Consider the following 24,520-nt stretch of genomic DNA (forward strand, 5'->3'; position numbering starts at 1 on the left):
AGTTAAATATTGGCAAACACATAGCTGATTTTGAACGTTATATAATCACTATGAAAAAAATATTTACTCTTATATTAACGTCGGTAAGCATATTTGGCGCCCTATCAGTAAACGCCCAAAGTTCTGATACCACCAGGAGCGGGCGCTGGTTTAAACGTGATATTGCCGGGGCCATACAGTTACAGGCAACCTACCGTAAAACGGATCTGAATCAGCTTAACCAAATACTAAACAGCAACAACATCCCTTCATTATCACACAATAATATCTGGATAAATGCCTCTATGAGCCACATATTTAAGAAATTTATTGTGGAAGATGGGATAGGTTTTACTCCCATAACTTCATCAGAGGTTAATGGTTTAAAAGCAAAGTATAACCAGTATCAGGCCTTTTTAAGATTTGGATATAACATTGCAGAAAGCTCCAGTTACAGGTTGTATCCTTTCGCGGGGATAAATTTTTCGGCAGCGGTATTAGGTATAAAGGATAATGCCCGGATAGAAAACACTGATGATTTTTCGCAGGAGATCTTAAACAGTACATCAAGTAAAACCTTTTATCAGCCAAATTTTGGGATAGACCTGGGTGCCGGTTTTGATTACCTGATAAAAGTAAAATCAAAGCAGATGGACAACTTTGAGGTGGAGCGTAACATCCCGATAGGGGTAAGGGTTGGTTATTACATTAACGCTTACCAGGGCGATTGGAAGATTGAAGACCACTCCCTCCAGAATGGGCCAGACAATAAGAACAGCGCATTTTTTGTTACGTTTAATGTTGGCTTAGGCTACTATATCAGGAAAAGATAATCATTCAATATTCTGTTGAATTAAAAAAGGGGGATCAATATAACTGATCCGTTTTTTGTGGTGTATTAGCGGATTAATGACATTATATTAAAACTCAGACGTTCAAAAAACTAAGTGATATTTCAATACATTAGGGGCAATGAAAAAAATCATCACCCTAATCTTTATCTGCGTTTGTACCTCATCATATAACAATACTGTTGTTGCTCAAACGGTACCTGCCGATACTCTAAATAATTACAATGAAAAAGCAGACTTGCCGCTTTTAGGTAAAGTATGGGGCTTTTTAAAATACCATCACCCTAACGTTACCAAAGGTCAGTTCGACTGGGATCAGCAACTGATAGGGGTGTTGCCCGCTTACATGGCAACAAAGGATAGGGCAAGTCGCGACAAAGTTTTGCTAAAATGGATCAACGACCTGGGGACTATACCAACTTACCCCACTATTGATAGCGTTATCACCAATGTAAAGCTAAAGCCCAATTTAGAATGGATCAGCAGCGCTAATTTTTCACCAGAGGTACTTCGTACCCTTAATAATCTCAAACACAACCACTCGCAGGCAGATCAGCGTTATGTTAAATTTATGGCCGACGACGATGTGGTGATGCCTTTTATTATTAACGAATTGCCTTATGCTACAATGAGGTTCCCTGCCTATTCGTACCGCCTGCTGGCAGCTTTCAGGTATTGGAATATTATAGCTTATTGGTACCCATACAAACATCTCGCTAAACAAGATTGGGATAAATATTTAAAGCAGTTAACGCACGAAACCTTAGCTACCCGTAACGAAACAGAATATGTCCATTTTATACAAAGCATGGCAGCATCCGTTAAAGATTCGCACGCGGTTATAAGTTCTGTAGGGCTTGAGGAGGTAAAAGGAAAATATCAGGCACCCTTCAGTGTAAAAATACTTGATGGCAAAGCGGTTGTTAATTCAATGAACCCAAACTTTGTAAAGGGGCTTGATGTACAGAAGGGATATATTCTGGAATCTGTTAATAGCGTTCCTGTAAGTAAGATACTTGACAATGTAAAACCTTACGTTTCGGCATCAACCAATGCATCCGTATTACGTGAAGCAGGTAGGTTGGTAACACGTACAAACGATACCGTTTCAAACATTGTGCTGATAGATAATAGCAATCAGAAGCATAGTTTATCTATTAAAAATATTCGCTATAGTTCCTTCATACCAAAAGGGATTGATTTTCCGTATCAGAAAGATTCCAGCTATTATGTGATGAAAAGCGATGTGCTCTACATTAATGTTGGCGCAATACAAAGAACACAGATCCCTTTGCTTAAACCCATTCTGAAAACAGTAAAAGGTGTGGTATTTGATGGCAGGCAATACCCGGGCACAGGTGCGCAAGCCGATCTGTATAGCGAATTATTCTTTCCCCATAAAATACCGTTTATCAAATTTTCGAGTGCTGTAAAAGGCTATCCGGGTGTGTTCAGGTTCACCAAACCAATTGTTGTTGGAGCTGATAACCCCGATTATTACAAAGGAAAAGTTGCTATTTTAGTGAACCAGGAAACACAAAGCGGCGGTGAATTTTTTGCACTGTTCATCAAATTAATACCCAACGCAGTGGTTGTAGGCTCAGAAACATCGGGTGCTGATGGTAGTGTACCTCCCGCATTTAAATTACCCGGCGGTTTCACTACACAGTTAACTGCGATAGGCGCATACCATCCCGATGGCCGCGAAACCCAGCAAATTGGGGTTATACCCGATGTGAAGGTTAGCCAAACCTTAAACGGTTTCCGCGAACACAAAGATGAACTGTTAGATAAAGCGGTTGAGGTGATCCTGAACGGAAAGAAATAAGATGATTACTCCTTAATAAAGATCTTTAACAAGCTGAATTTATACTTCAAATGCATACTTAGCATCGCTCCAAAATTCATCAAGGGCAACTATGCGGGGTTTAAAGAACGAGATCAGTTTGGGCCAGTCTTCTTTTTGGTAAATGCTTACAGGAGCGATTTCTGTGGAGATCCGGCTAATGGTTTTGCCGTATTCGTCGGTAGTGTGCAGCTGCCATTCCCAATTTTCGTTAAGTGTATTTTGCAGTACATTTTTGTAGGTAGCAAACTGCTCAAAAAATAATTGTTGCAGTTCTTTATCCGGGTGGGTTATCTCAATAGAAATGCTTGCATGTTTATTATCAGCCTGCATCCTGAAAAAGATATGCTTAACACCTGTTTTATAATTAACCCAGTTAGTCCTTAATCCTTCGGCAGATAATACCGGGCCCATGTACTGCCCAAAAGCAGTCCAGAATGCTTGTCTTAGTTGTGATGCCTGCTCTTTGCTATACATGGTATTATTGGGGGAAGGACAAAGCTGTTTAAATTAACAACCACAAAGGAAAATTACAGTTAACACAGAGATCATAAATAGAGATAATAATGAATCATAAGTCTGCATTCTTAGTTTTCTTCGTTGGTAAAACTATTTTTATTGATTTAACGCGGAATATGTGTGCAAAGTAGTTTAAAATATTTCGGTTAATAAAATCAACCTGAATATTTACATTAGCAAATCCAATAAGCGACCTTGGATTATATAAAGAGAAAGTTTATCAACCTGCTAAAGTAATAGCCAATTAATATGAAAGTTACCGCATCATTGCTAATAGTTTATTGTACCTTATTTTTATCTTTTTATAAATCTTTTGGGCAATCAGCCAATCTGTTCGATCCGCAAAGTAAACCACAGTTGGTATCCAAACAGTTTGCTTTTACCGAAGGCCCTGCGGTTGATAAGAAAGGAAATATCTTTTTTACCGACCAGCCCAACAACAAAATTTGGAAATATGATACGGACGGTAAATTATCGGTATTTATGGATAGTGCGGGCAGGGCCAACGGAACGTATTTTGATAAAAAAGGTAACCTTATTGTTTGTGCCGATGAACACAACCAGATGTGGCAGGTAAAACCCAATAAAGAAGTTAAAGTGCTGATAAAAGACTTCGGCGGGCATTTGCTGAATGGGCCTAATGATCTTTGGGTACACCCCAACGGGAATGTTTATTTTACCGACCCATACTACCAACGCCCATGGTGGACACGTACCAAACCTGACCTTGACCATCAGAAAGTGTTTTATCTGCCAAAAGGAAAAACACAGCCAATAGCTTTAGAAGATAGCCTGAAAAGACCAAACGGAATAGTAGGCACACCTGACGGTAAAACTTTATACGTAGCCGATATTGGAGATAATAAGATCTATAAATTCAGCATTAAGGCTGATGGTACTTTAGGCAATAAAACCATCCATATTAAACAAGGTGCAGATGGCATGACGCTTGATGCGCTGGGTAACCTTTATCTGGCAGGTAATGGTGTCACTATTTATAATCCGCAAGGCGAAAAAATTGCACACATTGATGTTCCTGAACCCTGGAGCGCCAACTTATGTTTTGGCGGTAAGAACAGGGATGTGCTTTTTATTACCGCATCAACCGCTATTTACACCATGAAAATGAATGTAAAAGGAGTGGAGTAGACACTTCTATAACAATATGTAATTGCGAGGCCTTTGAAAGGGAAATGACATTTGCTGGGTCATCCTGAGCTTGTCGAAGGACGTGCGTAAAGGCCCACCCCGCAATGCTTCGACAAGCTCAGCATGACCCAATTAACTAAATATGTCATAGGTAGCGGAGCGCGGCAATCTCGTAGCCAATGCATGAACGCCACAGCCCGCAGCGCGTAATCCCATGCCTGGGCTTTTCAATGACATGATGGGAATTAACCATTACATCTTCCGCTGCGACTTCTCCCACATGGAACTTTGTTTTTTGGTGAAATACCTGATAATCCCCATCAGCACCGCATAATTCATTACGCAAAAGTAGTAAGGGATAAAGAGCACCTTTATACGCAATTGTCTTTTTTCAAGTATAAAACCTAAAATAGCCGATAGGTAAAATGCTACCTGTGCCACAAACATAAGCTGGTAAAAAACACCATCGCCGGCAAGGGCTAATGCCAGATTAGTAAGGAAAGCGATGATCAAAAAGAAGGGCGTAACCGTCCACCTTAACACCCTATGGCTCACATATTGAAAGGAGAGAATTGGGTACTTAAACGAAAACAGCAATGGCTTTAAGCGCAGGATAGATTGTATCCCGCCCGCGGCAATCCTTATCTTTCTTTTCAGTTCTTCGGTAACGTTTTCTGATGCATTCTCCAAAGCATACGCATCCGGTTCATAAATAATGCGGTAGCCTTTTTCAGCTATCAGCATAGATATCATAAAGTCATCTAAAATAGTATCGGCAGGTACATCTTCATAAAGTTTGCGCCTCACGCTAAATAGTTCACCTGCCGCGCCAACAACAGAATATAGCTCCGAATCCCATTTTTTTAATGCCGATTCATACTTCCAGTAAAAACCCTCACCGGCAGCACTTGCATCGGCATTCGCATCAATCTGCACCCGTTTTTCGCCCGCTACGGCGCCTACTGTTCTGTCAGCGTAATGGCGGCAAATCCGGGTAATAGCTTCAGGGTTTAAAAAAGTATTGGCATCAGTGAATACTACCACCTCGGTGGTTACAAACTCCATTGCGCGGTGTATAGCGGCAATTTTACCCGCACGCTCCGGGCGGTGCAGTAACTGTATCTGGGGGTACTGACTAATAATATCCGGCGTTTTATCGTTAGAACCATCGGTAACAAAAAGGAATTTTAACTTACCGGCAGGATAGTTCAACTGCAGGCAATTAGCAATCTTGCTGGCCATGTAATGCTCTTCGTTGTAAGCGGCAACAACCAGGGTGCATTCCGGTAACTGGTCATCGGCAACAACAGGTAATACCGGTTTACCTTTGAATGTTCTTTTAATTTTTATAATAAAATATAATAGTATGCCGTAGCCTGCAAATGTGTAAAATGCTATAAAGAGGCTAATCCAAAATGCTATTTTCATGAAGTTTTATTAAGTGTGTAACCAAGGTCACTACTGGTTTTGCTGTGGGTAATGTTCCACCAGATACCCCGCAATAATAGGGGTATAAAGTTGAATCTTTTGCCTTTAATGTAATTGATAATGTTGCGGGGCGATACCACCAGCATAAAGTAAATATAAAAGACCAGCGCCTTAAAAAATGGCGCGTTCCTGCGGATAAAAAGTATGCGGTTACGGTTCATAAAATATTCTTTAATGGGGCTGTTCTTGCCTACACTAATAGATTCTTTATGAAATATTACCGCGCTGCCGCATACCCAGGCCTGGTAACCCGCACGGTTAATGCGTTCGCCCCAGTCAACTTCTTCAAAGTATAAAAAGAAGTTCTCGGCCATTAAGCCGGCTTTTTCAACAGCCTGGCGTTTTATCATCATGGCTGCGCCGTGGCAATAACCGGTTCTACCAATAAAGTTTTCGTACTGGCCGTTATCTTTTTGCCCTTTTCCAATGGCTGTATTACGGCCGGTGTAGTAATTAACCAAAGTAAAGCCTGCGTATTGTATCAGGCTTTTATCGTTGTAATATTTAATTAAGGGAGATATAATGCCCACCTGTGGGTTGGTATCCAATACGTTAACTAACTTTTCGACCAGGCCGGGGGTAAATTCTGTATCGTTATTAACCAGGAAATAATAATCGCCGGTAGCATTTTCAATGCCCAAATTGTTGCCACCCGCGAAACCCAAATTTATATCTGAACGTATAAACTTAATATCAGTATATTTAGTAGTCCACTCGGGTACAGGGTTTATTGTACTTGCGTTATCAACAACAATTATCTCTAAATTTTTATAGGTATTTGTTTCGGTAATAGAAGTTAAAAGTTCTTCCGTTATTTGAGAATGATTAAAATTAACAGTGATAACAGAGATTTTGGTCATATTGCGTAGTATATTTAAACGTTATAATATTAATAAAAGTTAGCCACTTAACCGCCATTTAGCACATTGGAGAATAAACAAATTGTTGACGAGGCTGCATTGCTTGAACTTAAAGCCGACGAACTGGTAGTTTTACTCCAAAAAGGTGTTGTAGACAGGGACAGGGCAAGGGCTATACAGGAAAGAATATATCACGCGCTTGATAAGGGATCCCTCCCTCAAAAAATTGAAGCCTTTAAAGAACTGGATGCTGTTGATGACCGGCTTGAACTGTTAAATGAATTTGAATTCCTGTTATCGCATCACCAGTTAGACAGTAAAGCTTCCAAAAAATACCTTTTACAGGAGCGGTTAAAAAAAGGCTTAATAATAACTATAGGGATAATCATGATAACCCTGGGTATGGCCATGATCATTATGCCTGCACCGCCTTATTTTGAAATGTTCACTGTTTTTTATTTTAACCAAAACGATGGGGTTACTTTAATGGACCTTATAGCCTTGCTTATTGTATTTACAGGTGTATATTTGTTTTTAAGCTCGATACTAAAAAAACAATCCCAATAACCTATCCAAATGCCCTTGTCAAAAAAGATCTTATTGGTTGATGATAACCGGCTGGTTTTAGAAATGATGGGCAGGGCGCTGGATAAAGAAGGTTTTTATTGTATGAAAGCCATATCGGCAAGCGCTGCTATAGATATGCTTAAGCAGGACAGGCCCGACATTATCCTGTCAGACTATCATATGCCCGATGTGAATGGTTTCGAGTTCAGGCAAAGCCTGATAGATACGCCTGATTATAAGGATATCCCTTTCATGTTCTTAACATCAGAGGGAGACAATAATTTAATGCTGGAGGGTATTAACCTTGAAGCTGTAGATTATATTTTAAAAGGTACCCCAATACCTGTGATAGTATCTAAAATAAATAACTTTTTACATACCGTACGTGAGCAGCATGAACGTACCCTTAAAGAGTTAAGTAAGGCCGCGGTAGCTTTAAATCTAAGTTCTATCCCTCAAAAAAACCCAACGGTTAAAGGCTTTGAAATTGATTTTTGGCATAAGCCCTTTCAAAATTACCCGGGTGGCGATTTTATAGATTTTATTACCATAAATGAACAGTATACTTTTATTGTACTGGGCGATGTAATGGGTAAAAAGTGGGGAGCCTGGTATTTTTCGTTCGGGTTTTTAAGTTACATAAGGGCAGCCGTGCGTATTTGTATTTCCGAAGGTAATTTCTCTACAAAAAGCATCCTCCAAAAAATAAACGCGGTGGTATATCATGATCCGGTGGTTAATGATGTGCTATCCAGCTTGTCGCTTATTATGATTGATACCGTTAATGCCGAAGTAAAATATTCCGGCGCGGGAGATCTGCCCTTGTTATATTATAATTACGCCGAAAAGAAAACGACACAGGTCACCTCGTCGGGGATGTTATTAGGCTTAATGCCCGATGGAGACTTTGACGAGCTGGTACTAAAGCTAAACACCGGCGACCAGATATTTCTGCTAACCGATGGAATAATTGATTTTGAAGGGGCCGAAGGAAAAAGAACCGATTATAATACGTTTATTACGGCAATTACGCCATTTTTGGGAACATCATTTTCGGAATTTAAAAAAGGTGAATTTTTAAAAGAAAAAACAATAGTGCATGTTGATGATTGCAGCTTAATTTATTTACAAAAAACAGCTTAATGATACTAACAACAACAACTAACAAAAGTGCTTTAATTGCCCGGCTTGAGGCAAAAGAAGCAAACCTCACCGTTGCAGATGATTTTAAAGAAGAATTAGTAGCGCTGATAGATAAAGGCAACAGGTTTATTGTGGTTAATTTTGAAAATGTAGTTTATGTAGATAGCTCCTTTTTGGGGGCATTGGTATCATCTCTTAAATACGCTATCCCTAACCAGGCCGATATTGTTATTGCCGGTTTAAACAAAGATATTTTTGCCCTGTTTCAATTAATAAGACTGGATAAGGCATTTAAAATATACACCACTGCCAATGAAGCGGCTGCAAGCAAAACGTTGTAATATGCCCGGGGGACTATCTAAAAGGTTTATTTTCGCTAATAATGCCGATGCATTATACCCACTTACTGTGGATATAATTGAACATGTAAAACAAGAAGCAAACCCGCATGAAACAGCCATCCTTAAATTAAAGATGGTTTTAATAGAACTGTTAACAAACGCTATAAAACACTCAGGAAATAGCGAAACCCTTATTGAGGTATCAACAGATGCTCACTGCATTAAATTAAAAAAAACAGATAACGGGGATACATTTGCCATTGAATGTGATCAAATTAAACTGGAGTGGCCATTACCCGGAAAACATCACGCAGGCCGGATAATTAGTATTTATGGTGACGATAGCTGCACCTTAAAAGGGAATGTGGAAAATAATTGTCAAATAAACTTTTTTATAGAAGAGCATACAGATACCGAAACAATGGATAATGCGATCACTTCTCTACCGGAACATTTTGGGTTAATGATAGTTACAAGGGCATGTAATAGTTTTATGTACGAATTTGATATTGATACCTGTACAAATAATTTTATTGCTACTATAAACATCGGGGGAGAGTAATTGAATACTTATTGTATATATCTGCTGTATACATAATAACTCTTACCTGTTTGATACAAGCTTGCTTTGGGAAAGCAAAACGACACAGCAACTGTAAAAAATTTTAGTCGGTAAAATCCGGCTGTTTTTTATAAATTTAACTATCAATCGCAATTTTTGGTATGACTTTAAATTATTATTGGACAAGATACAGGTCGGTTTTAATTTATGGCATTTTGTTAGCTGCCTTGCTGTTGCTTTTAAAGTGGCTGGAGTGGCGTTTTATAATAGTTGACTACGCTTTTGAGATGTATGCCGGCTTCATAGCCATACTATTTACAGGTTTAGGGATATGGCTGGCGCTAAAACTGAGTAAGCCAAAAACAGCTACCGTTTATATAGAAAAAGAAATACTGATTAAAGATAACGGCGAATTTGTTTTAAACGAGCTTGAGCTAAACCGCCTTGGTTTAAGTAAACGCGAATTAGAAGTGCTGCAACTAATGGCGCAAGGTTTAAGTAACCAGGAAATTGCAGGGCATTTATTTGTGTCACTAAATACTATTAAAACCCATTCATCAAAATTATTTGAGAAGATGGATGTACAGCGCCGTACCCAGGCTGTTGATATGGCTAAAAAACTGAGCTTGATACCCTGATCCCCTCATACTTAAGTATGAAAATGAATGGCTAATTTCAAAATCACCCTAAAGTATGACCGGAAAGATAACCTGATAACCCACCTTTGTTACAACAAAATTTAAAAACATGAAAAAAAATGTACTTGTATTTGGGCTGATCTCCGGATTTATCGTATCGGCCTGGGCAGTGGGCAGTATAGCCCGGTGCTATACCACCGGCAATTTTGGTGGTAGTATGCTATTGGGCTATGCCTCAATGATATTGGCGTTTTCGCTTGTATTTGTAGGCATTAAAAACTATCGCGATAAGTTTAACAACGGTGTTATTAGTTTTGGCAAAGCATTTAAAATTGGGTTATTAATAACGCTTGTTGCATCAACCGTGTATGTGGTGACATGGTTAATAGATTACTACGTTTTTATTCCCGATTTTATGGATAAGTATTCGGCACATATAATTAGAGATGCCCAAAACAGCGGCGCGACAGCAGCCGAGATCAGCAGTAAAACCAAAGAGATGGCCACCATGAAAGAGCTGTACAATACACCTGTATGGGTTGTGTTATTTACGTATATGGAAATTTTCCCTGTTGGGCTGCTTGTAACAATAATAGCCGCGTTAATATTAAAAAAGAAGGATAATAGCGGATCAATAGTAGCCGCCGCATAATACATTCATCATGAAAATTACTTTAACAAGCGTATTTGTGAGCGACCAGGAAAAGGCGCTGCAATTTTATACGGAAGTATTAGGGTTTATCAAAAAAAACGAAATCCCGTTGGGGGAATTTAAATGGTTAACACTTGTATCACCAGCTCTGCCAGATGGTGTTGAGCTACTACTCGAGCCTAATAATAACCCCGCGGCATCAAACTATCAGAAGGCTATTTTTGAGCAGGGAATACCGGCGACAGCTTTTTATGTTGATGATATTGATGAGGAATATAAACGGCTTTTGTCTTTAGGAGTAAGTTTTGTAACACCCCCAACAGAGGCAGGCCCGGTAAAAATCGCTGTTTTTAATGATACCTGTGGGAATTTGATCCAGATATACCAGATGTGATCACGGCATACTTATAAAAGCAGAAAGGTTCCAAAGAATATTCTCTGGAACCTTTCTGCTTTAGACTATTTTAATCTTAGCATTCAGTGGTTAAATACACACTTAGTGCTTGGTTATCTGTTTCACAATATCATTGCCAAAAGCAAATACCATTAATGATATCAACAATACAAAGCCAACAATTTGCGCGCGCTCCAGGAACTTATCGCTCAGGGGTTTACCTTTTATCATCTCAACGATCAGGAATACGGTATGCCCGCCATCTAACCCAGGAATAGGCAACAGGTTGGTAAGCGCTAAAACCATTGAAAGGAAGCCCACAAGGCTCCAAAAACGAATCCAGTCTACATGGCTTCCAAACATTACCGCGATGCCTATAGGGCTTGATATTGCCTTACGTGCCTTAACCTCGCCGGTAAATATTTTACTTATACCCTTCGCATTATCCGTAAACATTCCCCATGCTTTGGTTGCCCCAACAGGTAATGAGCCAAAGAAGCCATATTTTACAGTAGTATCCTTAGGCAGGTCGGTTTTAACAGATATACCATATTTGCCATCTGCAAAGCCCAGCATCCCGTCTTTATTCACTTGGGTAACAAGCGGTAGGGTAGCGTTGTTACGCTTAACAGTTAAGCCGGCCGATTTATTTTTAAACTTTTTTAATTCTGTTTGAAATTCATCATAAAACCTGATCGGGGTACCATTTACAGCAATAATGCTATCACCTTTTTGTAAACCGGCTTTGGCAGCATTGCTCTTTGGCACAACCACACCTACCATAAAGGTAGTACGTGGCAATCGGCCAATAAATTCTTCAATGCCGTAATCAGACAGGTCATTCAGGATTGTAGAAGGTACCTTTACGTCAAGCTTTTGATCTCCGCGCTGTACATTTAAAACAGTTTTGTCCAGCAATACTTTCGAGCTGATCAAATCCTCAAACCGTACAATAGGTTTATTATTCACGCCGATAATTTTATCACCAGCCCTAAGACCCATTTTTTGGCCAATAGTACCCGGTACTATACCATATTTAATGTTGGCATTTGGGATATAGGTTTCGCCATAGCGGATGGTAAGCACCCAAAATATAAATATACCTACTATAATGTTTACAATTATACCGCCAAGCATCACAATAAGGCGCTGCCAGGCCGGTTTTGAACGAAACTCCCATGGCTGCGGCGGGCCGGCCAATTGGTCGGTATCCATCGACTCATCTATCATACCGGCAATTTTTACATAGCCACCCAGTGGTAACCATCCAATACCGTATTCAACACCTTTATAATTGAATTTGAAAAGACTAAAGTTCCATGCATCAAAAAACAGGTAAAACTTCTCTACTTTTATTCCGAAAGCGCGGGCTGCTAAAAAGTGCCCAAACTCGTGCAGTATCACTAAAATTGAAAGACCAAGTATTAATTGGCCAACCATTATTAAAACGCTCATTCTTTATTTATATATATTAAGATTGTAAAGCCTTTAACGGCATTTTCTTTATTAAATTTTGCGCAAATATGCGTGTTTCTTTATCAGTATTCAAATAGTCGCTTAGCGAGGGCTTTTCTATATAAACTATTTGCTGCATGCAGTTTTCAATAATATCGCTCATTGCTAAAAAGCTTGTAGTATTATTTAAAAAAGCAGCAACGGCTATTTCATTAGCTGCGTTAATAATGCAGGGCATATTGCCGCCACGGTTTAAAGCCTCATACGCCAGCTTTAAATTACGGAAAGTATCAATATCCGGTTTTTCAAAGCTTAGGTTAGGGTAGTCCATAAAATCAAACCGCTTAAAATTGCTTTTTATACGGTTTGGATAAGAAAGCGCATATTGTATGGGCAGCTTCATATCAGGCAAACCCATTTGTGCTTTAATTGAACCATCATCAAACTGAACCAAAGAATGGACAATAGATTGCGGATGCACAATTACATCTATCTGGCTTGCCTCCAGGCCAAACAACCATTTTGCCTCAATAACCTCCAGGCCCTTATTCATTAACGAGGCGGAGTCTATAGTTATTTTAGCGCCCATTACCCAATTAGGATGTTTAAGCGCCTGCTCACGGGTTGCACCAGCTAAAAAATCTGTCGTTTTACCTCTAAAAGGCCCGCCGGATGCTGTGATGATGATCTTTTCAATCTTATTACCTTCTTCGCCTGCAAGGCACTGGAAAATAGCAGAGTGCTCACTATCTACCGGTAATATTTTAACGTTATGTTCTTTAGCTAAACCGGTAACCAGTTCGCCGGCTACAACCAGGGTTTCTTTATTGGCTAACGCGATATCTTTGCCTGCTTTAATGGCGTTAATGGTGGGTTCTAACCCTGCAAAACCAACCATTGCGGTTAACACCATGTCAATATCAGAATGGGTTACCAGGACTTTTATAGCATTATAACCAGCTAATACTTTTATCGGCAGGTGAGCTAATGCTTCTTTAATTTCCTGGTATTTGCTTTCATCGCATATAATAGCGTATTCTGGCACAAATTCAATAGCTTGTTGAATAAGTAGGTATGCATTAGAATGTGCCGTAAGCATAAAAGCCCTGAATAGGTGACTGTTATCCCTTATTACATCAAGTGTTTGTGTGCCAATACTACCTGTAGAGCCAAGGATGGCTATGTTTTTTACTTTGTTCAATATACTTATATAACCGTCATTACCTCATACTATGTAATGACGCATGGTTACCACTAATTGTTACTAATATAATTACTTAATTCATCCGCTATCTTCCGGTCATTAGCCAGGCGTGGTACTTTGTTTTGTCCGCCCAGTTTGCCCTGGCTTCGCATATAGTTTATAAAGGTATCCTTTTTTAAACTTTGGATGATGAGCGGCTGCAAAATGTTACCCTCAATAAGGTCAAAATAGTAAATATTTTTTTGCTGCAGCACTTTATCTACTTTTAACGCGAATGCTTTTAGGTCTTTCGGCTCTTTGCCAAACTCAATAAACCATTCGTGGTAAGGAGGGATTCCGTCGCCCGGTGCTACCTGCGGTGCTACTGTAAATTCTATCACATCAACACCTTCTTCTTTAGCCACGCTCATGAGGGAATGCTCCACTTCCTCACCAATAACATGCTCGCCAAAGGCAGATATATAATGTTTAATACGGCCGCTAACTATGATCTTATAAGGGTTTTTTGAAACGAATTTAACTGTATCGCCCAAGCTATAACCCCACAAACCGGCATTGGTGTTCATAATGAGGGCATAATTTTTATCCAGCTCAACATCTTTCAGGTTGATACGTGCAGGGTTTTCGTTAAAATATTCATCAGAAGGAATAAATTCATAGAATACGCCCGAATCAACCAATAGCAATAATCCTTTGTCCTTTTGCGAATCCTGAAAAGCGATAAAGCCTTCTGATGCCGGATAAGTTTCAATGGAATCTATCTTAGCACCAATACTTTCTTCCATGCGGGCGCGATAAGGCTCATAATTAACCCCGCCATGCACAAATAGTTTAAAGTTAGGGAAGATGTCTTTTATCTTTTTACCACCTGATACGGCAGATAGCCTGTCAAAATACATCTGGCACCAGGGTGGTATGCCTGATATCAGCCGCAGATCTTCTTTGGCCGTTTCCTGCACTATTGCATCAACCTTTTGCTCCCAATCTTCAATACAATTGGTTTGGTATGATGGTAAGCGGTTCTTTTGCAGATAAGCAGGCACATGGTGTGCCACAATACCAGATAACCTACCGGTTGAGATACCGGCTTTAACATCTAAAACAGGGCTTCCCTGTAAGAATATCATTTTGCCATCTACAAAATCTGCCTTGCCCGTTTCATGAATGTAATTCAGTAAAGCATTGCGCGCGGCTTTAATATGCTCGGGCATGCTTTCTTTTGATATGGGGATATACTTAACGCCAGATGTAGTACCCGATGTTTTGGCCAGATATACAGGCTTGCCCGGCCACATTACATTTTCCTCGCCGTGTACTACGCGTTCAATATAGGGGCGCAGCTCTTCGTAATCACGTATGGGTACATTTTTTTTAAAATCTTCGTATGAATTAATCCCGGCAAAGTTATGATCCCGGCCAAAAGCGGTGTCCTTAGCATCATGAATTAAATTGCTGAAAGTGTCCTGCTGAAGCGTAACTGCATTTTGGCGGATATTGTTCAGTTGCCGGTTCACAAAAACGGCAAACACCTTACTCAATGCTGCTTTTAAACCCATAATTAATTGGTTTCGGCAATATCATCATCCACATCCTTATGGCTGTAAACCAATTTGCGGTAGGTAACAGCCAATATAATATTCACAAAAGGATAGGTGAATAATATGGTTATGGATATAACAGGATAATATTGGGCAAGTTTTGCAGGCAAGGCAATAAATAAAATAATGATGCCTAATATTAAAACTACCTTAAGCAGGTGCCCTTTAGTAAGCTGAAAACTTTGTTTTAATGACTCAAACGGCCCCGAAGCATCATCTACAATAAATGTGTTAAAAAACATTGACCGTAAAGCCAGGTATAAGCCAAAAACCCCGGCTAAAACCTCCACCACAAAAGCCAGATCGGGATTATTCTCTAATTTATCAATCAGTATGGTGAGGTTGGTTATTATAAAGGCAATAATAAATACAACAACCAGGTAGCTCCACACCATTTTAGCGGTAGGGATAACCTGCATAAACTCAAAATCGTAGTATTCACTATCTATTAAAGTAAATATCAGTTTGTATAAGCCCAGCGTTGTGTAAGCCTGCACCCATATCAGCAGGAAAGATACGATCATGGTTCCTGTAAAATCAGTAGGGGAGTATATAAACCCTATTATTAAACCAAGTACTGATAACATAAAAAACGCAATTACCGAATAAACAATAATGGTTACAAAATTCTTCCTGAAAATATCCCATGCAGTTTTAATGGTCTCTGCAACAGAAAAAGGGTGGTACATACTACGTTTTTATGATTTTTTTAACACAACTCGTTTCCAATAATCCTGCATAAATCCCAACCCGTAGGCGGTGAGCTGGGTAAAGGCAGCTATAATGCTCAAAAATGCGATTTTTGCTGATTTATTTTGCCACCACGAGTGAAAAAATATTAACAATATGTAAACAGCTAACATTAAATTGCAAAATTTTGCAACAGGTGAGTTAAGTATGTTAACAATAACTGTAAATATCATGGCAAGCGTAGCAAATGCAGGAAAAAAATGCACCAGCTTTAATTGCGATGGGAAGAATTTATAAATGTTGATACGGGCACGACCAAAAAAATGGATCTGCTTAAAAAATTTTACAAAATCTGTACGGCGCTTATGGTAAACGATGGCATTGGGTATTAACCCTATCTTATAACCTAAAGAATGTATGCGGATGCTGTACTCAATATCCTCACCTAAGCGGGTAATGATAAAACCACCTGCTTTTTCCCAAACCTGGCGGGATATACCCATATTAAAGCTGCGCGGATGAAATTGACCTATCCCTTTTTTGCTGCCCCGGATACCACCGGTTGTAAAAGGAGAGGTCATGGAATAGCTGATGGCTTTTTGCAGCGGGGTAAATGAATGGTGTGCGCCATCGGGCCCGCCGTAGGCATCAAGCCAGTTTTTACTGAGCGAATCATTTACTATTTGCAGGTAGTCTTCCGGTATCAGGCAATCGGAATCAAAAATTACAAAATAATCGCCTTTGGCGCGTTCAAAACCAAAATTGCGGGTAAAACCCTGCCCTTCATTCGCTTTTTCAAAGTAGCGGATGTCGAGTTTGCCTTCAAAGCTTTTTACAATGTCGCCGGCTTTATCTATAGAGCCATCCTCAATAACCAAAACCTCAAACTGCTTATAAGTTTGATGCGTTAAAGTGCCCAGTAACTCACTTATCTCTTGCGGGCGATTATATAAAGGTATGATGATGGAAAAAAACATATTTTTAGATGTGCAGATATGCGGATGTGCAAATATGCAGATGAAAATTATTAGTCGATTATAGAATTATAAGGCATTTGCACATCTGCACATCAAATAGTATCCTCAATTTGATAGTTATTACGATCTGGTGAGTTACGCGAAACAAGTTCGGCAACAAAGCCGGTTAAAAATAATTGCGACCCCAATAAAATTGCAACCAAAGCAAAATAAAATAAAGGGTTATCTGTAGGTTGCCTTGGCTTTACATTATTTGCAAGGTCTGTTAGCTTATCGGCTATTAAATAAATTGCAATAACCATACCTGCAAAAAAACTAAGAGTGCCCATCATGCCAAAAAAGTGCATAGGCCGTTTGCCAAATTTGCCAACAAAGAATATAGAAAGCAGATCAAGAAACCCGTTTATAAACCTGCTCCAGCCAAACTTGGTTTTGCCGTATTTACGTGCGCGGTGCTCAACCACCTGTTCGCCAATTTTGGTAAAGCCCGCCCATTTTGCCAGTACGGGTATGTAACGGTGCATTTCGCCATATACTTCAATGTTTTTTACAACAGGTTTGCGGTAGGCTTTTAATCCGCAATTAAAATCGTGCAGGTTGGGGATGCCGCTCATTTTACGTGTAGCGGAGTTGAATAATTTTGTAGGTAAAGTTTTACTTAGCGGGTCATAGCGCTTTGCTTTCCAGCCCGATATAAGATCGTAGTTGTCCTCAGTTATGCGGCGGTAAAGGCCGGGAATCTCATCGGGGCTGTCCTGCAGGTCGGCATCCATAGTAATAACAACATTGCCGCGTGCCGCCTCAAAGCCGGTGTTTAAAGCCGCAGATTTGCCATAATTACGGCGAAATTTAATGCCTTGTATAAAAGGATTGTTCTCTTTTAATTTAACGATCATATCCCACGAGCCATCCCTGCTGCCATCATCAATTAAAATGATCTCATAGGTATAATTGTTCTCGCTCATTACGCGGCTTATCCATGTGGTAAGTTCCGGTAATGATTCTACTTCATCGTAAAGTGGTACTACAACTGATATATCCATTTATTGGGAAAAAATGCCGGGGTGTCTCAAATCAGCAACCTGCATCATCTGCAAAAATATAAAAAACATACAACGGTTTTAGGGTTAGTTTTTTTAATCGGTATTTGGGTTTCATAATTTTAATATATTGCCGCTTTAATAATCTGCCAAAATGAAATTTTATAAAGCCCTCTTACTGATACTTACCATAGCTGTTTATAATGCTAAAGCGCAAAATACAGATCAGCCTCCAATAAAGTACGATCAGCATAAAGTATTTAATCCTTTGTTCTATTTCGGCAAAGGCAATGAGTTCCGTTCAGCATCTGGTGCACCCGGTGCAAAATACTGGCAAAACCGTGCCGATTATAAAATAAATGTAGCGCTTGATACCGCCAAACACAGCATAACCGGCAGCGTAATAATTACTTATACTAATAATAGTCCGGATGCTTTATCATTTCTGTGGCTGCAAACAGATCAAAACATTTACCGCGAAGATTCACGCGGACAAGCAACCAGTGTAGTTGAAGGCGGCCGTTTTGCAAATACATCTTTTACAAAGGGCTATGAAATAAAGGCAGTAACCCTGGTAAAAAATGGAAAGGCAGAAAAAGCCAACTATTTGATAAATGATACCCGGATGCAAATACGGTTGAAAGACACCTTACCCGCAAACGGAAGTAAGATACAGGTAAAAATTGATTATGCTTACACCGTCCCGGAATATGGAACCGACCGCACAGGCCGTTTAAATACCAAATACGGCTGGATTTATGACATTGCCCAATGGTACCCGCGTATGGAGGTTTATGACGATGTAAGCGGCTGGAACACTATCCCGTACATGGGCTCATCAGAGTTTTACCTGGAGTACGGTAACTTTGATTACACCATAACCGCACCGGCCAGTTTGGTAATAGCCGGATCCGGCGAGTTACTTAACCCCACAGAGGTGCTTACCCCAACGGCTCTTAAACGTTTGGTATTGGCTAAAACCAGCGATAAAACTGTTTTTATAAAAGATTCGGCAGAGGTAGTTGGTAAAAATGCTTACGTTAACAAACCAACACTTACCTGGCATTTTTATTGCAAAAACTCGCGCGATGTAGCATGGGCAGCCTCAAAAGCTTTTGTTTGGGATGCAGCGAGGATCAACCTGGCAAACGGGAAAAAAGCGTTAGCGCAATCTATTTACCCAATTGAAAGTGGCGGCAACAAAGCCTACGGCCGTTCTACCGAATATGTTAAGGCGGCTATTGAGCTATATTCGGCCAAGTGGTTTGAGTACACTTACCCGGTTGCTACAAATGTGGGCGGCCCGGTAAGCGGCATGGAATACCCGGGGATAGTGTTTTGCGATTATAAAAGTCAGGCCGGTGATCTGTGGGAAGTAACAAATCACGAATTTGGCCACAACTGGTTCCCGATGATAGTAGGCTCAAACGAGCGGAAATATGCCTGGATGGATGAAGGCTTTAATACTTTTATTAATAAGGTAGATACCAAAGTATTCAACAAAGGCGAATACTATGAAAAAACCGACGAGCAACAGGCGGCGCAGGGTAATTTCAACGATCATTCTGATGCTATTATGAATACGCCCGATGTGATACAAACGGATAACATGGGTGCATCGTCATACGTTAAACCCGCGCTGGGGTTAACCATTTTACGTGAGCAAATTTTAGGAGAGGACCGTTTTGATTACGCTTTCCGTACTTATATTAAACGCTGGGCCTTTAAACACCCAACCCCGTTCGACTTTTTTCATACGATGGATAACGCTGCAGGCGAAGACCTGAGCTGGTTTTGGAACGAATGGTTTATGACCACATGGAAGCTTGACCAAGGTGTGAAAGGAATTGATTATAAAGATGACGACCCAACTAAAGGCTCACTTATTACCATTGAAAATTTAGAAGAAATGGCCTTGCCGGTAACTGCATTAATAAAGGAGGAGAACGGTAAAAGCGGAACGGTTAAACTACCTGCCGAAATATGGCAGCGCGGCGGCGTATGGACGTTCCCCTACAAATCAACATCGAAAATATTGTACGTGACGTTAGACCCTGATCATGTACTGCCTGATATTAACCCGGAAAATAACTCAATGAGTGGGGTATTGATCCCCAAAAGTACCACTGCGGTTAATGTTATAAATAACTATTTGAATGCCGTTGGCGGTGCAGCTAAACTAAAAGAAGTAAAAGACCTCACCATTAAAGCTACATCTAAACTACAGGGTACAGAGTTGGCAGCGGTTACAAAGTATAAGACACCTGATAAAGCATTGCAGGAGATATTGGCACCATCGTTTAATAACTTTGTTGTGCTGCGGGTAAATATTAATGGAGATAGCATTAGGCTTGAACAGTTTAACAAACAATTACCTGTAAGTAAAGAAGATAAAAGCCTGGCTAAAGCAAAATACCAGCTATTCCCTGAACTGGATTATAGCAAAGCCGGATATAAACTTGAATTAGCACCAACCATGCAGGTTATAAATGATGAACTGGCATACATTGTAACAGTAACTAACCCGGATGGCGTACGTGTGAAAAATTATTACAATCAAAAAACCGGTTATAAAGTAAGAAAACTAACTGACGTGCCTAACGCCACACCAACTGATTACGACAATTACCAAAATATTAGTACAGGTATAAAAATTCCATTCACCGAAAAAGCAAGTGCAGGAGGGTATCCATTTGAATTAAAAGTTACCGATGCGGTGGTAAATAGTAATATAAGCGACAATGATTTTAAATAAAGGGACGGTAAACCACATTGTAGTTTGATTGTTAAAATTATAACCGGGTAATTAGATTTTGATCTTATTGCCTAACTTTAAATATGTCGCAAGAATTAACTGCAAATATTTCATTACGCAAACAGGAGATCACCACCAGGTACATAGAGGAATTGGATAAGCACCTGGCCGATCTGAAAGCCGGTTTGCTGGAAACTTCTCTCGAAATAAATGATTTTGCCGACCTGCTATTTATTACGCCCACGCATTTAAGTGATACTATAAAAGATGTGCTGGGGAAATCGCCTTGTAATGTTTATGAGGAAAAGCTGATCAAACTTTCTAAAGAATTGCTTCTAAATACCAATAAAACAATATCCGAAATAGCCGTCACACTCACTTACGATCCATCAAACTTTACAAAGTTCTTTAAACGGTTTGCAGGCATGACCCCTAAAGAGTTCAGGAATCAGCACTTGATTAAATTGACATCAGCAGCCGAAATAATCAGTTAACTACTCATACCGCAATGCTTCAATGGGGTCTAACCTTGAAGCTTTTTGTGCCGGATAGTAGCCAAAAAATATCCCGGTAACGGCGCATACTACAAATGATAGTAATACAGACGATTGTGAAACAATTGTTGGCCAGGCCAGCGTAAGCGTAACAATCCGTGTAGAAGCAATGCCCAGCACAACGCCAATAACACCGCCTGTTATGCTTATTAATATAGCCTCCATCAAAAACTGCATCATAATATCTTTACCCCGGGCACCTATAGACATGCGCAAACCAATTTCGCGGGTGCGTTCAGTTACCGATACGTACATAATATTCATGATACCTATCCCGCCAATTACCAGTGATATGCCCGCAATTACAGTGAGTAATATGGTGAGTAATCCGCTGGTTGAGCTTAAGGTATTGATCAGTTCGGCCTGGGTACGCACCGTAAAGTCATTATCTTCATCATTTCTTAAGCGATGAGATTCGCGCAGAATGTCTGTCATCTCCTGTGAGGCAGCATCTGATACCGCCTCACTTGCTGCCGAAGCGTAAATATTCTGAAAGTAAATAGTAGCCAGGATCCTTTTTTGCACGGTAGTATAGGGAGCTATCAATATATCATCCTGATCCTGCCCGAAAGTATTTTGGCCTTTAGGGTTAAGTATCCCAATAATTTGAAAGGGTATTTTATTAAAGCGGATAACCTTACCTATGGGATTTTCGCCATTAGGAAAAATATTGTCAATAACCGTTTGACCGATGAGGCACACCTTAGCAGATTTTCTTACATCATCGTTCGTAAAAAGTATCCCATCCTTAAGGCTCAGCTTACGGATATCTATATACTCAGGGCTAACACCTTGTATTGTTGTTGGCCAGTTAAGGGCGCCATTTATAACCTGCCCCCTTGAAGTTATTGATGGTGATAGTTCTGTAATGTTTTTAGCGCCCCTTTGTAAGGCTATTATGTCTTTTTCAGTTAACGTCTGGAAGCTTGAGCCCGCTATGCGCACACCGCCTGTAACATTACTGCTGGGTAATATGGTGATCATGTTTGACCCCATACTTGAAAGCTGATCAGTAATGCTTTTCTTTGAACCCTGGCCAATGGCAACCATAGCTATAACCGCGGCAACACCAATAATGATGCCCAGCATAGTTAAAAAAGCCCTTAATTTATTCCGCAGTAACGCTCTGTAGGCTATCCGCAGCAGGTTTAATATATCCATGGCTTTCGTTAATAATCATCCGCATCGGGCAGGTCAGCCAACATCTGCCTGGCCGATCGCGGGTTTTCGTTCTTTGTATCCTTTTGCACCTTGCCATCGCGCAGCAAAATAGTACGGCTGCTAAATGATGCTATATCTGGTTCGTGTGTTACAAATACAATTGTTTTCCCTTCATTTTTGTTTAAATCCTGCATTAAAGCCATTATCTCGTATGATGTACGGCTATCCAGGTTTCCTGTTGCCTCATCGGCCAGTATCATTACAGGTTCGTTTACCAATGCCCGTGCTATAGCCACACGCTGCTGCTGCCCGCCGGATAGCTGATTTGGAGTGTGGTCAAACCTATCGGCCAGCTTTACGGCTTCCAGGGCTTTTATGGCCCGGTCACGGCGTTCATTTACCGGGATATCCTTATTATATAAAAGAGGCAGCTCTACATTTTCTAATGCAGACGTACGCGGCAACAAATTATATGACTGGAAAACAAAACCTATTTTATGATTACGCAACTTTGCAAGTTCATCTTTCGAGAGCTTTTTTACATCAACGCCATCAAGTAAATAATCGCCTAATGTGGGTTTATCCAAACAGCCTAAAATGTTTAACAGGGTTGTTTTTCCTGATCCGCTGCTTCCCATTATAGTTACAAATTCACCGGCCTCTACATGAAAGCTGATCCCCTTTAGGGCCCTTACAGTTTCGCTGCCCATTATAAACTCGCGTTTAAGCTCGGTTATCTCCAGGATCTTTTTGCTCATCGCCCACGTCCTCCACCGCCGCCACCACCACGTCTTTGCGGCATAAACGGACTCCCGCCCGGGGCCGCTCCGGTTTTAGCGGATAGTTCGCCGCCGGTAAAGCCGGTAATTACCAGGTCATCTTTAGTTAAACCTGATAACACCTGTACCTGCGTATTATCATTTAAGCCGGTTTGTATTCTCTTTCTTACTATTTTTTTGCCCTGCAGCACCCAAACAACTGCGTTTTGTTTATTTAAACCCGATGTATCCTTCCGGCTTTTAGGGGTATGGGTACCAGCGCCTTGTCCGGCATCTGGTGCGCCGCCCTGCCCACCGGCTGCAGCATTACCACCAACTGCACCCGCTGCTCTTTTGCGCCCGCCTGTGCGGCCTATCCTGCCCACAATTTCATAATCTTTCATCATGCTGGAATCTGGTGTAAAGGCAATTGCTTTAGCGGGTATAAGCATCGTGTTCTGCACCTCTTTGGTGTAAATGATAATGCTGGCTGTCATGCCTGGTTTTAGTTTCATATCATCATTAGGGGCATTCACAATGGTGGTATAAGTAACCACATTGGCCGATACGCTGGGGTGCAACCTTACCTCTTTAACTGTACCTCCAAATTTATCGTTAATAAAGGCATCAACAGTAAATGAAGCCCTTTCGCCTGGTTTTACATCGCCTATATCAGCCTCGTCAACATCTACAAGCACTTCCATTTTAGTAATGTCTTTGGCTATTACAAACAGGGTAGGTGTACTAAAGCTGGCCGCTACAGTTTGCCCGGTGCTAATGTTACGGTTAAGTACAACACCATCTATAGGCGAAAAAATATCCGAATAAGACAAATTCTTTTCGGCCGACCGTACCTGTGCCTGCACACTGTTCACATTTGCTTTTGCAGCATTAAGTGTATTTAGGGCATTGTCATAATCAGCTTTGCTGATGGCATCTGTTTTATAAAGTAATTCTTGCCGCCCAAAATTCTGGCGCTGATAAACAAGCTGACTTTGAGCGTTTTGGAGGTTACCGCGAAACTGATCTAAAGTGGCTTGTAACAATGATTTATCCAGCTGAGCTATCAGCTGCCCTTGTTTAACTTTCGAGTTAAAATCGGCATACAGATATTTTATAATGCCCGATACCTGGGTACCAACGGTTACGGTATCAACAGGTTCAACCCGGCCGGTAGCAGTTACACTTTGAGCAATATAGCCATAGGCGGGCTTTTGAGTTTGCAATACAATGGGCTTATCCTCTTTACGGATAAAGAAAAACCATATCAGCACCGCTATGATCAGCACTGCTAAAATGATCCCCGTTTTTTTATAATTAATTTTCATTATTACCTGTA

24 protein-coding genes are annotated in these 24,520 nt (G+C 40.4%); 12 read left to right on the plus strand and 12 right to left on the minus strand.

Translation table 11 applies throughout. From position 1 onward, the window contains the following. Positions 1-50 precede the first annotated feature (50 nt). A complete protein-coding gene (locus WC743_RS01195) occupies positions 51-812 on the plus strand; it encodes a hypothetical protein (RefSeq protein WP_373009894.1) in 762 nt (253 codons plus the stop codon). Positions 813-951: 139 nt separating this feature from the next. Then, positions 952-2,658, plus strand: a complete 1,707-nt coding sequence (locus WC743_RS01200; protein WP_373009895.1) for a S41 family peptidase — start codon at positions 952-954, stop codon at positions 2,656-2,658. Positions 2,659-2,697: 39 nt separating this feature from the next. On the opposite strand, the gene WC743_RS01205 is transcribed toward WC743_RS01200, so the two are convergent. Beyond that, positions 2,698-3,153, minus strand: coding sequence for a DUF4268 domain-containing protein (locus tag WC743_RS01205; protein WP_373009896.1), 456 nt, complete (start codon positions 3,151-3,153; stop codon positions 2,698-2,700). A 291-nt stretch (positions 3,154-3,444) separates the two neighbouring features. Between WC743_RS01205 and WC743_RS01210 the strand changes: the two genes are divergently transcribed. Beyond that, positions 3,445-4,344, plus strand: a complete 900-nt coding sequence (locus tag WC743_RS01210; RefSeq protein ID WP_373009897.1) for an SMP-30/gluconolactonase/LRE family protein — start codon at positions 3,445-3,447, stop codon at positions 4,342-4,344. 252 nt (positions 4,345-4,596) lie between these two features. Here the strand turns inward: WC743_RS01210 and WC743_RS01215 are convergent, their stop codons facing one another. Then, positions 4,597-5,772, minus strand: a complete 1,176-nt coding sequence (locus WC743_RS01215) for a glycosyltransferase family 2 protein (RefSeq protein ID WP_373009898.1) — start codon at positions 5,770-5,772, stop codon at positions 4,597-4,599. Further along, the gene (locus WC743_RS01220; protein WP_373009899.1) at positions 5,769-6,692 is read right to left on the minus strand and encodes a glycosyltransferase family 2 protein; all 924 of its coding nucleotides are present in this window, start codon (positions 6,690-6,692) and stop codon (positions 5,769-5,771) included. The genes WC743_RS01215 and WC743_RS01220 overlap by 4 nt, the downstream gene beginning before the upstream one ends. 66 nt (positions 6,693-6,758) lie before the next feature. On the opposite strand from WC743_RS01220, the gene WC743_RS01225 reads away from it, so the two are divergent. The 7 genes from WC743_RS01225 to WC743_RS01255 all read left to right on the plus strand — a co-directional run bounded on the left by WC743_RS01225 (position 6,759) and on the right by WC743_RS01255 (position 10,989). Next, positions 6,759-7,259 carry a hypothetical protein gene (locus tag WC743_RS01225; RefSeq protein ID WP_373009900.1) on the plus strand — a complete coding sequence of 167 codons (501 nt, stop codon included), beginning with the start codon at positions 6,759-6,761 and terminating at the stop codon, positions 7,257-7,259. A 9-nt stretch (positions 7,260-7,268) separates the two neighbouring features. After that, the gene (locus WC743_RS01230; protein WP_373009901.1) at positions 7,269-8,402 is read left to right on the plus strand and encodes a SpoIIE family protein phosphatase; all 1,134 of its coding nucleotides are present in this window, start codon (positions 7,269-7,271) and stop codon (positions 8,400-8,402) included. Then, the gene (locus WC743_RS01235; protein ID WP_373009902.1) at positions 8,402-8,743 is read left to right on the plus strand and encodes an STAS domain-containing protein; all 342 of its coding nucleotides are present in this window, start codon (positions 8,402-8,404) and stop codon (positions 8,741-8,743) included. The genes WC743_RS01230 and WC743_RS01235 overlap by 1 nt, the downstream gene beginning before the upstream one ends. A gap of 1 nt (position 8,744) precedes the next feature. After that, entirely contained in the window at positions 8,745-9,305 is a 561-nt protein-coding gene (locus WC743_RS01240; protein ID WP_373009903.1) for a hypothetical protein, read from the plus strand. A gap of 161 nt (positions 9,306-9,466) precedes the next feature. After that, positions 9,467-9,943, plus strand: a complete 477-nt coding sequence (locus WC743_RS01245; protein ID WP_373009904.1) for a response regulator transcription factor — start codon at positions 9,467-9,469, stop codon at positions 9,941-9,943. Between the two features lie 109 nt (positions 9,944-10,052). Then, positions 10,053-10,595 carry a DUF4199 domain-containing protein gene (locus WC743_RS01250; protein WP_373009905.1) on the plus strand — a complete coding sequence of 181 codons (543 nt, stop codon included), beginning with the start codon at positions 10,053-10,055 and terminating at the stop codon, positions 10,593-10,595. 10 nt (positions 10,596-10,605) lie between these two features. After that, on the plus strand, positions 10,606-10,989 hold the full coding sequence (locus tag WC743_RS01255; RefSeq protein WP_373009906.1) for a VOC family protein: 384 nt from the start codon (positions 10,606-10,608) through the stop codon (positions 10,987-10,989). Positions 10,990-11,091: 102 nt separating this feature from the next. Here WC743_RS01255 and rseP read toward each other — a convergent pair whose 3' ends face one another. From rseP to WC743_RS01285, 6 genes are all read right to left on the minus strand, one after another. Then, positions 11,092-12,444: an RIP metalloprotease RseP gene (rseP, locus tag WC743_RS01260; RefSeq protein WP_373009907.1), complete on the minus strand. Its 1,353-nt coding sequence runs from the start codon at positions 12,442-12,444 to the stop codon at positions 11,092-11,094. Between the two features lie 16 nt (positions 12,445-12,460). Next, positions 12,461-13,648 carry a 1-deoxy-D-xylulose-5-phosphate reductoisomerase gene (locus WC743_RS01265; protein WP_373010273.1) on the minus strand — a complete coding sequence of 396 codons (1,188 nt, stop codon included), beginning with the start codon at positions 13,646-13,648 and terminating at the stop codon, positions 12,461-12,463. 50 nt (positions 13,649-13,698) lie between these two features. Continuing rightward, a complete protein-coding gene (locus WC743_RS01270; protein ID WP_373009908.1) occupies positions 13,699-15,204 on the minus strand; it encodes a GH3 auxin-responsive promoter family protein in 1,506 nt (501 codons plus the stop codon). 2 nt (positions 15,205-15,206) lie between these two features. Continuing rightward, positions 15,207-15,935 (minus strand): hypothetical protein, encoded by a 729-nt coding sequence (locus WC743_RS01275; protein WP_373009909.1) that lies wholly within the window; start codon positions 15,933-15,935, stop codon positions 15,207-15,209. 9 nt (positions 15,936-15,944) lie between these two features. Further along, positions 15,945-16,913, minus strand: coding sequence for a glycosyltransferase family 2 protein (locus tag WC743_RS01280; RefSeq protein ID WP_373009911.1), 969 nt, complete (start codon positions 16,911-16,913; stop codon positions 15,945-15,947). 92 nt (positions 16,914-17,005) lie between these two features. Then, on the minus strand, positions 17,006-17,956 hold the full coding sequence (locus WC743_RS01285; protein ID WP_373009912.1) for a glycosyltransferase family 2 protein: 951 nt from the start codon (positions 17,954-17,956) through the stop codon (positions 17,006-17,008). 151 nt (positions 17,957-18,107) lie between these two features. On the opposite strand from WC743_RS01285, the gene WC743_RS01290 reads away from it, so the two are divergent. Together WC743_RS01290 and WC743_RS01295 are read left to right on the plus strand one after the other, a co-directional pair. Beyond that, positions 18,108-20,708, plus strand: a complete 2,601-nt coding sequence (locus WC743_RS01290) for a M1 family metallopeptidase (protein WP_373009913.1) — start codon at positions 18,108-18,110, stop codon at positions 20,706-20,708. A gap of 83 nt (positions 20,709-20,791) precedes the next feature. Then, a complete protein-coding gene (locus tag WC743_RS01295) occupies positions 20,792-21,202 on the plus strand; it encodes a helix-turn-helix domain-containing protein (protein WP_373009914.1) in 411 nt (136 codons plus the stop codon). On the opposite strand, the gene WC743_RS01300 is transcribed toward WC743_RS01295, so the two are convergent. Genes WC743_RS01300 through WC743_RS01310 form a run of 3 tightly spaced genes read right to left on the minus strand, consistent with a single transcriptional unit; the run spans position 21,203 to position 24,509 of the window. Then, positions 21,203-22,423, minus strand: coding sequence for an ABC transporter permease (locus WC743_RS01300; protein WP_373009915.1), 1,221 nt, complete (start codon positions 22,421-22,423; stop codon positions 21,203-21,205). A gap of 8 nt (positions 22,424-22,431) precedes the next feature. Next, positions 22,432-23,181, minus strand: coding sequence for an ABC transporter ATP-binding protein (locus WC743_RS01305; protein ID WP_373009916.1), 750 nt, complete (start codon positions 23,179-23,181; stop codon positions 22,432-22,434). Next, entirely contained in the window at positions 23,178-24,509 is a 1,332-nt protein-coding gene (locus tag WC743_RS01310; RefSeq protein WP_373009917.1) for an efflux RND transporter periplasmic adaptor subunit, read from the minus strand. Before WC743_RS01310 ends, WC743_RS01305 begins: the two co-directional genes overlap by 4 nt. Positions 24,510-24,520 lie beyond the last annotated feature (11 nt).

The organism is Mucilaginibacter sp. (assembly GCF_041660805.1).
Classification (GTDB): domain Bacteria; phylum Bacteroidota; class Bacteroidia; order Sphingobacteriales; family Sphingobacteriaceae; genus Mucilaginibacter.